This window comes from Streptococcus sanguinis (assembly GCF_008329445.1).
Classification (GTDB): domain Bacteria; phylum Bacillota; class Bacilli; order Lactobacillales; family Streptococcaceae; genus Streptococcus; species Streptococcus sanguinis_O.
Genome location: NZ_VIBR01000002.1, coordinates 309,645 through 323,592, shown reverse-complemented (window position 1 = coordinate 323,592; position 13,948 = coordinate 309,645). Strand labels below are relative to the sequence as shown.

Here is a 13,948-nt window from a genome sequence, read left to right as displayed (position 1 = left end):
AAAAGCTGTTTCAAATCTAGCTTTTTAATTTTTAAAGCTGTGAATAGGCGCTGGAATCTGACCGCCCCGCGCGATAAAGTCAGCTGACGAAGCCTGATTGACCTTCATGACCGGAGCTGTTCCCAAGAGTCCGCCAAATTCAATCATATCGCCTTCCTTGCCTTTCGGAATAATCCGCACAGCTGTCGTCTTCTGATTGATAACTCCAATCGCCGCTTCATCCGCAATCATGGCTGCGATGGTTTCAGCCGGCGTCGCCTCTGGAATGGCAATCATATCCAAACCTACAGAGCAGATAGCTGTCATAGCTTCTAGCTTTTCTAGATTGAGCGAGCCATTTTGGACAGCCGCAATCATGCCCTCGTCTTCTGACACAGGGATGAAAGCACCAGACAGTCCGCCAACCTGATTGCAGGCCATAACACCGCCTTTTTTGACTTGGTCATTAAGCAAAGCAAGCGCCGCTGTCGTGCCATGAGTACCGACTGTTTCCAAGCCCATTTCTTCCAAGACACGGGCCACTGAGTCTCCGACCGCTGGTGTTGGAGCCAGACTCAAGTCAACAATCCCGAACTTGACGCCCAGACGCTCACTAGCCATCTGACCGACCAACTGACCGATACGGGTGATTTTGAAGGCCGTTTTCTTGACCGTTTCAGCGACCACGTCAAAGCTCTCACCACGGACCTTTTCCAAGGCTCGCTTAACAACCCCTGGCCCAGAAACACCGACATTGATGACCACATCTGCTTCGCCGACACCGTGAAAGGCGCCTGCCATGAAAGGATTGTCTTCTACCGCATTGGCAAAGACGACTAGCTTGGCCGCACCCATGTCAGAAAGCTGGGCCGTTTCCTTGATAATCCGCCCCATATCCGCAACTGCCGTCATATTGATGCCGGTCTTAGTTGAGCCGATATTGACAGAGGAGCAGACCTTATCCGTCTCAGCCAAAGCGCGCGGGATGGAATTAATAAGGATTTCATCGCCTTTTTGATATCCCTTTTGGACCAAGGCCGAGAAGCCACCGATAAAGTCAACACCGATTTCCTTGGCCGCCTTGTCTAAAGCCTTGGCCAGAGGCACGTAGTCTCTGCTGTCTGTCGCTGCCCCAATCAGAGAAATTGGAGTCACTGAGACCCGCTTGTTGACGATAGGAATCCCGAGCTCTGCTGCAATTTCGTTCCCAACTTCCACCATGTCTTTCGCTTTGGTCGTGATTTTTTGGTAAATCTTCTCCGCTGCCCGATCAATATCTGTGTCGATACAGTCCAAAAGTGAAATGCCCATGGTGATGGTCCGAATATCAAAATTCTGCTCCTCAATCATGGCAATGGTTTCTGTTACTTGTCTAATATCCATCCTTCACTCCTTAGATATTGTACATGGCATCAAAAATGGCTGCGCTTTGAATGTTGATTTTGACATTGAGCTCTTGTCCGAAAGCTTCAAACACATTGCGAAGGGCCGTAAAATCTTGCTTTTCATCGCTTGACACCAAGGCCATCATAGTGAAATATTCCTCCAAAACGGTTTGGGAAATATCATCAATATTCAACCCCAGCTCCGCAATCTTAGTAGAAACTCCGGCTACAATCCCTGTTTTATCTTTTCCGACAACGGTAATAATTGCTTTCATGCTTGGCTCCAATCATTTTTAGTTTGTCTCATTGTAGCATAAATTCGAGGATTTTGTATACTATTTCAGAAAATAAAGGCAGAAGGTTCGGATATTACAAATAGCACTTGAAACAAGGAAGATTCTCATATGCTCAGCAATTCACCTGAGAAACTATTTTGAACATCTTTGTATATTTTTCTATTTTTTGTTTGAAAGCGCTTTCGATATTTGTTATACTAAATATAGAATGTTTTACACAAAGGAGATTTCCTAATGAACGATTCATACAAGAAGCGTCTCTATACTCAGGCCTTGAGTTTATCAGCCGCTGTATTGATGGCTGTCTTAGCTCAGGGCAAGGCCGTTGCTGACCAGCAGAACAGCACTGAGTCACAGCCAGCCGCCAATCAGATAGAGGCTGTAACTCCTGCGACAGAAGCTGCTCAAGCTGTTCCAAATCAGACAGGAGAAAAAGAACAGACTCCTGCTCCTGCAGCGGACAATCCAGCTGTCTCTGCAGCAGCTCAAACAAGAACAGCTGCTTCTGAAGAAGCCAAGACCCAGCTGGCCGACAGCACTGTCTATATGTCCGAGCCTGCAGAGGTCAAGGAAACCGTCCAAGGACAGGCTTCTCAGGCGGGCAAGCTGACCTGGACTCTGGACAATAAACCGATTGCCGACTGGAAAACCTGGAACATGGACAGCGGCACCTTTACCGGCCAACCCTTTGTCACAATTGAGGAAAAGGCCGACGGGAACGATCTTCATCTGAATCTGCAGTTTCAAAAGCTTTTCGGAGACGATCTCAGCCTGCGCTCTCCCCATAATATCCGCCGGACCTATCGAAAATTCATTGGCAAGCATGAACTGGTTGGTACGAGCCAGGACTTGAGCTTGACCATTCGCAAAAATATCGTCTTGCGCCCTTATGAAGACTTCCACAGCCATGAGGAGATGCTGGAATCCATCGAAAAGAGCAGTCAGGATGCCAAGACTGATCGCTTGGTACAGATTGAGAATATCGGAAAGAGTGCTCAGGGGCGCGATATCAAGCTGGGCATCATCAGTTCTGACCAAAAGAGCATCGACGACTACCTCAGCACAACTAATCCGCAGGCCTTGACCAAACCAGCAGAAATGCTGGCAGCTCTCAAAAAAGGCAACTTAGATTATAAACTGCCTGTGCTCATTAACAACACCCATGCTGATGAACAGCCTGCTATTGATATTATCACAGGTCTCTTTAAAACTTTTGCAACTAAAGACCAAGTCAACTTCAAAACAACCGCTGCCGATGGTTCTGAAAAACTTGTCACTCTCAAAATCCAAGATTTACTAAAGAAGTTTATCTTCCTCTTTGACTTTACGGAGAACCCTGACGGCGATGTCCTCAACACTCGGGCTCTGGCCAATGGACTTGACCCTAACCGTGACACTGGTTACCAAGCCAATCCTGAAACCCGTACCGTTGCTGGATTGATTAACAAATGGAACCCAATTGCCCTCTATGATATCCACGGATTTGTCAAGGAATTCCTGATTGAGCCAGCGACTCCGCCTCACGATCCTAACTTTGAATATGACCTTTTAGTTGACCTCATGCTGGACAATGCCCGTCATATGGGGCGGGCCGGCGTTGCCAACTCTGGCTACGACAAATACATCATTCCAAAACTGGACTGGGGAGACGGATGGGACGATTCCTTCTCCGGCTACACAGCGGTTTATTCTATGTACCATGGCATCCTGGGACATACCATCGAAATTCCGGAGGGCAATCAAGAGTCCTACAAGGCTGGATATTATGCAGTTTTAGGAGGCCTTGACTATCTGGCTCAGAACCCCGACAAGCTCATGGAGATGCGTCTCAACTTCTACCTGCGCGGCATCAATAAAGTCGAAGATCCTAAGGCAGAAAATGAACTCGTCGGACCTGATGGTCAGGTCGTAGGCCGGATTAAAAAAGGACAGGAAAAATTCTTCCCAGACTACTATGTCATCCCGATGGGAGTGGACAAGGACAACGATACCCAAGAAGCCTTTAATATGATTGACTATTTCAAGCGCAACGGTGTCCTGGTCAAAGAACTCAAGGAAGACAGCGGCAACTATAAAAAAGGCGATTTGGTTGTCGATATGGCGCAGGCCAAGCGTGGCTATGCCAATCATGTCCTCTACAAAGGCTCAAATGAATCCAAGTGGGCTGCCATGTATGCGGAATTGGTCGTCAATTTCCCTGATATGAAAGGCTTCAAAGCCCAGCCAGTCTTCGGCGACAAGCTCTTTGAAGGCAAGCTAGGCGACGTGACAGCCCTCCGTGCTGCTCGGACCAGTCAGGTTGATCATAAAGCGCCTTATTACGTCATTGCCAATACGTCTGAGAGCGCGGTCAAGGCTGTCAACCAAGCTCTTGCTGAAGGTAAGAAGGTCTACCTGACAGATGACGGCTACATCGTTGATACACTGACCTTTACTAGCCTTTTAGATCGTTATGCTATTTACGGTGACGCCCTTTATAAGATTCCACAAGGACCGACTCTGAAGCCTCTCAAGGTCTACGCACCACCACATCAGTTTTACTGGGCAGGTGTGGACTCACCAGCTCACACTGCTTTGGCTCTGAAAAATATGGGCTTTGAAATCGTTGACAGCCCAGAAGAAGCGGACGTCATCGTCCTTGAAAGCAACAACTATGACAAGTCTCTTGTCGGACTTAAGCCAACCATCGTCGTCGGAGGCTCTGCTATGCAGCGCTTGGAAAAACTAGGAATCTTAGATGGATTTGATGCTGAGCGCTTCAAGAACGGCAGTGACTATGAAGGACTGATGAAAGCCATTATACAAGACCAAGACCCGCTGACCAGCGGCTACAAGAAGGATGAACTCTTTTACTCCAACTCTGGTAACTGGATTGCTAAGATTCCTGCCAACTTTAGGACTCTTGCCAGCATTGCTGGCAGTGACTTCTACATCGCTGGCTGGTGGCCTGGCAATGAACAACTGGCAAACAAAGTCGTAGCCATTGCCGGCACTTATAAAGAACAGCCTCTCTTTGTCTATGCTGGCAATCCGACCAACCGGCTTCACCCTGTTCACTTCTACCGCTGGATCTCGAATGCTATCTTTGGCAGCCAGTTGGCCAAGCTGACAGACCTCCCAAGTCCTGCGGCACCTGCCCCAACCTATCAAGCGCCAAGTCAGACTGTCCTTGACTGGAAGCCTGCTACAGTGAATCCACCGGCTCAAACGGTGGTCCTGACCTATAAGAGTCAGACCCTTCCGCAGACCGGCAGCCAAGAAAAAACTGCTAGCTTTGCTCTAGCCGGACTCCTAATCGCAGGAGCAGCTGGACTCTTACTTTTAAAGAAAAAGGAAGACTAATACTTAAAAACACACCTCCCAATTGATGCGGGAGGTGTATTTTTAGTTATAAGCTCTGCTATTTTTCCACATAGGTATGAAGCGGATAAGTCGGATAGGCCAAGTAACGCGCCAACTCTGAAGTCACATAACCTGCCGGTGCATCTAACACAGAAGGGATTCGATTGACGATAGTGGCACAGGTCAAGGCTACAGTATCAGGCTTGCTGACTGAGAAGACTAGATTTGGCTCACCAGTAATTTCCCAATCACACATATCTCCGTCATTTTCACGATAGACCTTGCCAATACACTCTACTTCCAACTCAATTCCCTGATGGGTATGAATGGTTGTCACAGCTGACATACCTGTTACTTGCCCCGCCGGGACTGTGCGTCCCAGCGTTTCAGAATAAACATCTTCATCCAAAATGTAAGGAACGCTCTTTTGCGAAATATCCTGAATGGTCCAGTTCATCTTAGAGCAAATAGCTTCAGCAGCATTCCACATATAGGACGGCAGACTCTCAGCACTAGCAATTTCCTTTTCAAATCGCTCTGAATCGTAACCAGCACCATGCGCTTCTGCCAAAGCTAGACCATAATCTTCCACATTATAGCTGACAATCCCTTTCACCTTTTGAATGCGATTAAGGCCAGACATAGCCAAGCAAGGCATATTAATCCAGTAAATATCCTGCATGCCTGAGCCCATTACAGTGACACCATATTTTTTAGCCAGCTTGTCCAAGCGGTTTGTTTCGGATGGCGACGTCGTCCAAGGGTAGATAGCTTCCTCACAGGTCGTGATGATATTAACTCCATGCTTGATAGCTGTTTCAAAAAAATCATACATTTCCGGCATATAGGAAGCAATGGTGACAATGGCAATGTCAGCGTCACACTCTCCAAAGACACGTTCAGCATTATCAGAAATCAGGACGCCAGTCTTATAGCCTAGCTCTGCAAAATCACCAACATCCTGTCCTACTACAGCAGGATTGTTATCAATAGCTCCGACAATTTCTACACCGTGATCCAGTAGGTACTTGAAAATCACTTTAGACATCTTGCCGCAGCCATACTGAACAGCACGAATTTTTGTATTTCTCATGGCAAACCCCTCCATTAATTGTTATTATTTTCACAATTATAGTATAATATCTCTAGTAACTAGAGAGTCAATAGAGAGTTTTTAAAAATGAAAAAAATTTTGCGTATCGGAGAATTTTCCCAAATAAATCAGATTTCCATCCAAACTCTACGATTCTATGACCAAATCGGTCTTTTAAAACCTTATAAAGTCGATCCAGAAACCAACTATCGCTACTACCACATCAATCAATCTTCTCTGGTTGACTCCATCCAGTACCTGCGTCAACTGAATTTTTCTCTAGAAGACATCAAAGAAATCCTATCTGACAAAGACCATTTTCAACTGCATCAGCTTATCGAGGAACGCTATCAGCGCCTTCTAGAGGAAAAAGAGAATTTAGAAAAACAAATCCAAGAAATCGAAATCTTTCGGTCTGGTGCCCGTATCTATGGCGAAAAACAGAGCGAGCAAGAACTGGAAATCCTAACTTTTCCTGAGCGGCAGCTGCTTACTTTTGAAATTGATCAAAATATTTATCAAATGAAAAGTGAAGAATACGAACTTGCTCTCCGCTGCTTCAAGCAAGAAATCCTGCGTTACAGTCCTTTTTTCAATCATTTCAGCCGTGTTGGCTCCATTATGAAACAAGAAGATTTCCAAAAAGAAAGATGGATTTCCAAACAACTCTTTCTCTTCCATCATACTCCCAATGAACTCCCTCACTTAAATCGAATATTGCTGCCGGCAGGAAATTATGCAGTCGCTTACTGCCCTTCCTTTGCAGATGAACTTAAAGCTCTGCCGCATTTTTACCAGGCTCTGACCCAAGCTGGATATACTCCCGTGGGCGATTATATCTGCGAGGTCATTCATGAACAGCCACAACTCCAGGAGCAGCACCGCGATATGTTCATCCGAATGCAAGTTCGGATAGAGGATTAAGAAAGGAGGAAAGAGGATGTAGCGAAATTTCTTGCCAAATACTGGAGCATGCTCAGCTAGAAACGAATCATTTCGCAAGCCATAATTATATCAAAAAAGGACGGGAAAACACCCATCCTTTTTATGTGCCAATAGCCATTGCTTAGCATCTTAGTCTTCTTGTTTCTTCCTTCCAGCTAGAAGACCCATTCCCAGAAAAGCTAAACCAGCCAGAGGCAAAAACTTATCTTCTTGAGTGCCAGTCTTAGGCAGAGCTGAGTCGGGAGCTGGCTGCAATCTTGGCGACGGAATAACTTTCCCTTCCTCACCTTGCTTCAGAGCTTGAGGCCGGGTCCTTGTCAAAGGCTGTTTAGCACTTTCAGCCACCACCTTGCTGCCAACTTCTACTAGTTCGTCAACTGCTAGAGAGAGCACTTCCTGACCAAGGATGGTTCGCTGACCGTTCAAGACTTCTACAAAGACTCGCTTTTGACCTTTTTGGCCGGCTACAAGTATCCGCCGCTGCCCTCTTTCCAGTTCTGGATTTTCCTGTTCTCGGGTCTGATATGCAATCTCTTCCATTACGATTTCTAAGAAAGGCTTTTCTTCCACTAGGTCCTTTATCCCTTCTTCTGGAGTGACCTGATGACTTGGTTTCACAGCCAGAGCAGCAAGAGCTGCCTTCAGATCCTGTTCTGCTCTATCTAAATCTGCCTGCTCCGCTTTTTCATCTGCCAAGAGAGACTGGGCTCGAGCCAAGGCTGACTGGTAAGCCTGAACTGTCTCATCTGTGTAGAGGTTTGGATCTAGACTAGCCGTACTGTCTACCACTTTCTGCAGAGAAGCCTTATTAACTGCTGGGGCACGAAGATTGGTCACAAAGAAATTGCGCGCTTCCAAGTCCCCATCCCAGAGCCCCAGACCAACGTAGGCATCATTATAATAAGGCTCAACCGTATCAAATTGGTGGTTCAGGTATTCTACACCGTCCACAGATACACTGACACCATTTTTAGTTTTCACTAGCTTAACATGGTGGAACTGGCCGTCATTAAGATGCTTGCCATTCATGCTACTTTCTGCAATCGTCTCTCCCATAAAGCGGTAAAGTCGAATCTTATCATTATCACCAAATTGAATAGAATAAGCATTGCGAGGGTCAACATTTTCAGACGCATAGAAGATGTTAATCAAGCCTTTTTGATACTTGAGATCCACATCCAAGTTATACTCAAGGAAAGGTATCTTCTGACCTCCCATATAATAATCATTGGCGCTGGTATTCTGATTATAGAGACTTTCACCGTCGACATACCACTTACCGGAAACAGCTTTTAGATCTGGAACATTGGTCTTAAAGTCATTACGGCTGATATTGATGGTGAAGACCTTGGAAAGACTTGGATTTTCCTTAGAGGTTGCTGTTACCTTGACCACCCCTCTTTGCAGAGCAGTCACTCGTAGCTTATTGCCATCTTCCGTGACAGAGACCAGCTCTGGCTGATCCACACTCCAGCTGACCGCTTGAGAGACACTTGCTGGCATGACATATGCTTTCAAATCCAAACTATCACCGACATAAATATTATTTGTTACAGGAGAAGCCTGCACTAGTTCCAGTGGTTTGGTCACTGCCTGCTTGTCTTTCCAGATGCCCTTCAGCGGATAAAGAGCAATGTCAGCCTTAGCTGCACCACCTTCTACAAACACACTAGCCGCAAGGCTATTTGGCGCAGGGAAAATCTGATTGGCACCCGCTACAGTATATCCTTTGGCAAAGACTTCTAGGCTGGAGCGATCTACGTAGAGATGCAGATCTATGCTGCCATCTGCATTGCGCTTGACGGACTGACTATCCACCTGAGCAAATTTATTACTGAGAATAATGCCGGACCGGCTGCGGTCAATAGAGAGAGTTTCCTTTTCTAAATCATAGGTAACTCTAGTCACTTCTCCATCTCCAACCCGCAGGTTAAAACCGACTTTCTTGGTCGTTTCACTCGGCCGAAAAGTAGAGACAATTTCATACTGATCACCGGAAAAACCTTTCAACAGCCCATTCTTCTCACTGACTTCTACGTCTTTATACAACACAGCCTTGTCTTCCTGACGCAGAGACTGATAGGCTGCTATTGGCGTCTGAGTCAGCCGATAGCTGCCGTCTTGGTTGATAAGGCCTAGTTTGAGGTTAAGGTTGAAGGTGCCGTTAAACTTCTGACCGACGGTATCGGCTACCAGATTGCAGTAGTCTTCCCAGGTATTCATCCAGTTAGACTCGATAATGTCGGGTAGGGTTGGATTAGCCTTGCTGCCAAAGTCCTGAACGTAGTAAGTCATGGCCGCATAAGAATCTTTACCAAAGTTCATAACCTGATCAGCCTGAGCAAATTCAGCATCTGGGATGAAGGTCCACTTGCCCTCCACCTGTCTAAAATCACCGACCTTATAGGAGCGCCCGCCACGAGACAGGACCCATTTTAGGCTACCATCATTTGCCAGTAGAGGATAGAGATCTGGGCACTCCGTATGGAGATCCGCATAAGTTGACTCAACCTTCCAATTACGCAGGTTATCAGACGAATAAATTCTCAGCGGTCCGCCTGCAACGACCATAAACCATTTACCCTCCCAACGGAAGACCTTGGGGTCACGGAAATCCTGAGATTGCAGTGGATCATCCGTCCAGTCAGCTGCAATTTGATCAAGCTTCGTCCAAGTCCGACCCTCATCCTTACTGTAGGCCAACTTGATGCGCTGACCGTTTCCATCGGCAGTAATCAGCGCGACTAAACCGCCCTGGTCATTGTCAAATAAACCAGAGGAATTGGTAGTATCTGCTACGATAGAGCCTGAGAACATAGCCCCATTAGCATCTGGATAAAAGGCAATCGGCTGTTCTTCCCAATGAATCAAATCCTTGCTGGTCGCATGGCCCCAGTGCATAGGCCCCCACTTGGTATCGTCGTAAAACTGATAGAAGAAATGATAGACTCCCTTGTAATAAACCAGCCCGTTGGGATCATTGGCCCAACCGTCCTTGACCGAATAGTGATACTGACCGCGATAGAGCTCATTGTAGTATACCTCATCTGCCTGCCGACGATGGACATTGAGCCGGTAAGTCAGGCTGACCTCCTGCCCATCCGCATCCGTCACAGTACTGGTCACAGTCAGATAGTTTGCCCCCACTGCCAGCGGAATATTCTTCAAATCACTATAAACCCTACCTGCAGCATCGGTCACGCTTACCTTGGCAGCGGGATTTTTCGCTACGGCAGTCAAGTCTACAGTCTCAGCATTATGCTTGACATACTGGATAGTGATAGGGGCAGTGAACTGACCTTTCTGTTCCACTTTCCCAACCGAAGAAGTCACCCTTATATCCTCCAACTCGGGATTAGACCGAGGAGTGATTTCTTTATAAAAGGTATTTTGAAAAAGCAGCTCACTGTTCCAGTTAAGTAAGCCAAAATAGCCTTCTGACAGATAAGTATTCTGCCCCTTATCATCTCTCTGAAGCGTGTAATCTCCTGAGCTGACCACTAGAATATCATTGACATAGTAGGATACCCAAGAGCCGATAGAAACGACCTTGAGCCGATATTTATTATCATCCGTTGGCTCAATATGTTTTTCATTGATAAACTGATAGTCACGTCCGCCTTGCCAACGCCAAAACTTCACATTGTTGCTGCCACCATCAATATTAACTGCATAGCTGCTCTTGTCATCCGGATTATTATTACTGCGGAAAATGAGGGCTGCTGCCCCTTCCTTACTGAGAAAAGTTACATCCGTCGAGTAAACAAAATCCTTGCCCTGACTTTGAGAGTAAAGGAAACTATCACCTTTGCCTCTGGCATCACTATAAAGACCTTGTTCCCGGACTTCCCAAACTCCATTTTTGTCTCCCTTGGCTTCTGCCAAATTAGTATTGAAGCCTGACTGCTTATCTACAGTCTCTACGGCAGGGATTTTTTCCGAAGCAACTTCCTTCGCCGCTGGCTGTTCGTCTTCTTCCTGTTTGGTCTCTTTAGCGTTTGCTGTGACTTGATTTTCCTTATCAGCCTTCTGATGAGCTGACTCTACTACTGCATCCTGATCATCTGCTTCCGTCGCTGCAGTTGCAGCAGTCTCCCCGGCTACAAGGTTCTCTGTCTTATCAGCATTCCTTGTAGAAGCAGCTGTTTGCCCGCTCTCAGGCTCCGAGACAGCTGATGAATCAGCCTGCAAGACCTGAGCAGGAGCTGGATTAGCCTTACCCTCATCCGCATAAACCACACCGCCACCATCTAACAAGAAAGCTCCAAAAGCCAGCAGGGCACACCCAAAAACCCAACGCTTGCCGCTTTTTCTCATAAACCAATTTTTACACACTTTTTCCTGATGATTTTTCATGACACACCTCAATATTCTAAAAATAAAATCAGACTCCTCACAACCAAATCACTGCTACATAACGCACTCCTTTCACCTTTTCTTGTTCAAAATGAACACCTCGTTTAGCACCTAACTCCTTTATAAAAAAGAAGCAATCTCAATAATCTAAATATAACAAATTTTTGTAAGCGCTTCACCTAACGTTTGTCACAAAAACAAAATGACAGATGTCATATTTTAGAAACGAAGAAAAAACAAAAAGCCTCCAAAACGGAAAGCTCTTGTTTGTTTTAAATTTATTCAGGATAGGATGTTGCCAGCTCGTTCTTTAGATATTCTGCCAAGTGCTGATGAGCAAAAATTCCTGCTTTTTCTTCTGCTGTCGGATTATAGTTGGTATTGGTGTTCACATCATAGACATAAATCTGACCCGCCTCCGACTCTACCCACTCAATAGCTGCTACATGAATACCAGCCTTAGCTAGAAAGGTTTCATAAGCCTGTCTTTGACTAGCAGGCAGCGGATCCGTGATTTGAAACTTATCCGATGTTTCCAACTGAGCAGGCTTTTGCCCAATCTGGCACCCATCTGCCGGACAAAGCTGAAAGCCGTCTGATGAATCAATGGACACAGTATAAAGAAACTTCTGGTTAATAAACTCCGAACGGCGAATCCGACCATCCGCAGGCTTGATATAGGCCTGAAGCAGGGTAATCCCATCCACAGAAGGCTCAAAAGCAGGACTGTCTATATAGGCTTCCAACTCTTCCTCACTATTGAAGAGCTGCACACCCAAACCTTTCCCAGCCCGATTATGCTTGGTAATCAGAGGATAAATATTAAGCTTTCTAGCTGCTTCCAGAATATTCTCTTGTCCCAAAACGGCTACTGTCTCTGGATAAGCAATTCCAACCTCAGAAAGCTTCAAATACTGTTTAATTTTGCTGATTTCCAGATTAATAGCCCCGCTGCCGTTGATGACCTTGCGACCGTGAGCTTCCAGCCAAGTTAGAACTTGTTCTGTAAATTCTGGTGCATAGCGGTGTCCACGCGTATGAGAAGAAGCAGACATCCGATTGTAGAAAATTCCTGTCGGGGGCGGACTCTGCAGATCTAGGACCCCACTTGACAAATCCCAAAGTTCATAGGGCACATCTTTTTCCTCCAGCCACTTTACCAAGTGCTGCGTCCACTCCAAATTTTCATGAATAACGTATACTTTTGCTTGACTCATAAGTCTCCTCTCCATTATGAATACCGAACAGCCAGCTTGCTGCTTTTCGATTCTTCTACTACATTGCCTTCCGTCTTTTCAATAACACTGACGGCCAAGACCTGGCCTAGAACATTGAGGGCAGTGCGACCAGCATTGACAAAGAAATCAACCGCAAAAATCAGGGCAACGCCTTCTACCGGCAGGCCTAGCTGAGGCGCAGCTGCCAGCAAGACAACAATCGCTCCTGAAGGCACCGTTGCAGCTGTTTTACCAATCAAAGTCAAAAGCAAAACAGTAAAGAAAAGCCCTGATACAGAAAAAGCAATCCCATAAGCATGGGCAATAAAAATAGTTGCTACAGAGAAATACACAGCGGCTCCCTCAAGATTAAAAGTGTAACCCAAAGGCACAACTAAATCTATGACATGCTCATCATAGCCCTGCTTCTTTAAATCTTTTAATAGAGGTGGCAGGACAACACTGGAACTACCAGAGACAAAAGCTAAAGTCAGAAGACTCCAAATCCGTTGTAAACTTGTCAGATAAGGAATTCTGAAAGTAAAAGCAATCAAAGGAAAAATCACTAAAGCTAGCACCGCATAAGCCAGATAAGTTCCTGCTACAAATTGCCCCAAACCGACCAACTTGTCAACTCCTGTCGTAGCCACATCCTTAGCAATAAAACCAAAAATACCAATCGGAGACAGCTTCACAATCACACCGACAATTTTATAAATAGCCTCAATCCAAATTTGTAATAAATCAATAAACTTCTGTGACTTGTCTTCCTTAAGACTCCCAAGACCATAACCCAAGAATATCGCAAAGACGATGATAGGAAGCAAAGCCCCTTCTGAAAGCGACTTGACGATATTAGAGGGAATGAAGCTAAGCAAAAACTCATCCAACTGAATACTTTTGGCAATCCCGTCAATGCTGGCTCCCGCCTGACCGATATTGACTCCCTGACCAAAGCCTAGATAATAAGCTGCAAAGACAAAAATAAAGGTAATCGCCGTCGTGACCCCAAAGAAATAGAGCAGACTCTTTGACAAGAGCTTCCCGAAAGATTTCTTACCAATCACACCAGCTACAGCTACGACCACAACCGGAAAGACCAGCGGAATAATCACCATATTAATCAAACTGATAAAAGCTTGACCCAAAAACTGGTAAAAAGCCGAAAATTGCGGCCAGATAAGAGCAACAAGAACCCCAAAAATTAAAGCAATCAACAACTGCAAGCCCAGAGAAACCTTTGACCATAAAGAAACTAACTTCATTCCAAACCCCTTTAGTCTATTTTGATAGCTATTTTACTATGATTGCCCCTATCTGGCTAATATATATTTT

General features: G+C 45.7%; 8 protein-coding genes. 2 read left to right on the top strand and 6 right to left on the bottom strand.

Annotation, left to right across the window (positions count from 1 at the left end):
- Nucleotides 1-24: 24 nt before the first annotated feature.
- Together FKX92_RS06600 and FKX92_RS06595 are read right to left on the bottom strand one after the other, a co-directional pair.
- Entirely contained in the window at nucleotides 25-1,362 is a 1,338-nt protein-coding gene (locus tag FKX92_RS06600) for a PFL family protein (RefSeq protein WP_149565859.1), read from the bottom strand.
- Nucleotides 1,363-1,372: 10 nt separating this feature from the next.
- The gene (locus FKX92_RS06595; protein ID WP_149565858.1) at nucleotides 1,373-1,639 is read right to left on the bottom strand and encodes an ACT domain-containing protein; all 267 of its coding nucleotides are present in this window, start codon (nucleotides 1,637-1,639) and stop codon (nucleotides 1,373-1,375) included.
- A 255-nt stretch (nucleotides 1,640-1,894) separates the two neighbouring features.
- On the opposite strand from FKX92_RS06595, the gene FKX92_RS06590 reads away from it, so the two are divergent.
- Nucleotides 1,895-5,002 carry an LPXTG-anchored zinc carboxypeptidase gene (locus FKX92_RS06590; RefSeq protein WP_149565857.1) on the top strand — a complete coding sequence of 1,036 codons (3,108 nt, stop codon included), beginning with the start codon at nucleotides 1,895-1,897 and terminating at the stop codon, nucleotides 5,000-5,002.
- 58 nt (nucleotides 5,003-5,060) lie between these two features.
- Here FKX92_RS06590 and FKX92_RS06585 read toward each other — a convergent pair whose 3' ends face one another.
- Nucleotides 5,061-6,095 carry an NAD(P)H-dependent amine dehydrogenase family protein gene (locus FKX92_RS06585; RefSeq protein WP_149565856.1) on the bottom strand — a complete coding sequence of 345 codons (1,035 nt, stop codon included), beginning with the start codon at nucleotides 6,093-6,095 and terminating at the stop codon, nucleotides 5,061-5,063.
- Between the two features lie 87 nt (nucleotides 6,096-6,182).
- Here FKX92_RS06585 and FKX92_RS06580 point away from each other — a divergent pair, with 87 nt between their 5' ends.
- Nucleotides 6,183-7,019 carry a MerR family transcriptional regulator gene (locus FKX92_RS06580; RefSeq protein ID WP_149565855.1) on the top strand — a complete coding sequence of 279 codons (837 nt, stop codon included), beginning with the start codon at nucleotides 6,183-6,185 and terminating at the stop codon, nucleotides 7,017-7,019.
- Between the two features lie 150 nt (nucleotides 7,020-7,169).
- Here the strand turns inward: FKX92_RS06580 and FKX92_RS06575 are convergent, their stop codons facing one another.
- The 3 genes from FKX92_RS06575 to FKX92_RS06565 all read right to left on the bottom strand — a co-directional run bounded on the left by FKX92_RS06575 (nucleotide 7,170) and on the right by FKX92_RS06565 (nucleotide 13,878).
- On the bottom strand, nucleotides 7,170-11,396 hold the full coding sequence (locus FKX92_RS06575) for a GH32 C-terminal domain-containing protein (RefSeq protein WP_149565854.1): 4,227 nt from the start codon (nucleotides 11,394-11,396) through the stop codon (nucleotides 7,170-7,172).
- A 278-nt stretch (nucleotides 11,397-11,674) separates the two neighbouring features.
- Nucleotides 11,675-12,613 (bottom strand): ATP-grasp domain-containing protein, encoded by a 939-nt coding sequence (locus FKX92_RS12055; RefSeq protein WP_187759401.1) that lies wholly within the window; start codon nucleotides 12,611-12,613, stop codon nucleotides 11,675-11,677.
- A gap of 14 nt (nucleotides 12,614-12,627) precedes the next feature.
- Nucleotides 12,628-13,878, bottom strand: a complete 1,251-nt coding sequence (locus FKX92_RS06565; RefSeq protein WP_149565853.1) for a dicarboxylate/amino acid:cation symporter — start codon at nucleotides 13,876-13,878, stop codon at nucleotides 12,628-12,630.
- Between the last annotated feature and the right edge of the window lie 70 nt (nucleotides 13,879-13,948).

Excerpts from the sequence above, each read along its gene's own strand:
- FKX92_RS06600 (WP_149565859.1), bottom strand. The coding sequence starts at position 1,362 with ATGGATATTAGACAAGTAACAGAAACCATTGCCATGATTGAGGAGCAG.
- FKX92_RS06595 (WP_149565858.1), bottom strand. The coding sequence starts at position 1,639 with ATGAAAGCAATTATTACCGTTGTCGGAAAAGATAAAACAGGGATTGTA.
- FKX92_RS06590 (WP_149565857.1), top strand. The coding sequence starts at position 1,895 with ATGAACGATTCATACAAGAAGCGTCTCTATACTCAGGCCTTGAGTTTA.
- FKX92_RS06585 (WP_149565856.1), bottom strand. The coding sequence starts at position 6,095 with ATGAGAAATACAAAAATTCGTGCTGTTCAGTATGGCTGCGGCAAGATG.
- FKX92_RS06580 (WP_149565855.1), top strand. The coding sequence starts at position 6,183 with ATGAAAAAAATTTTGCGTATCGGAGAATTTTCCCAAATAAATCAGATT.
- FKX92_RS06575 (WP_149565854.1), bottom strand. The coding sequence starts at position 11,396 with ATGAAAAATCATCAGGAAAAAGTGTGTAAAAATTGGTTTATGAGAAAA.
- FKX92_RS12055 (WP_187759401.1), bottom strand. The coding sequence starts at position 12,613 with ATGAGTCAAGCAAAAGTATACGTTATTCATGAAAATTTGGAGTGGACG.
- FKX92_RS06565 (WP_149565853.1), bottom strand. The coding sequence starts at position 13,878 with ATGAAGTTAGTTTCTTTATGGTCAAAGGTTTCTCTGGGCTTGCAGTTG.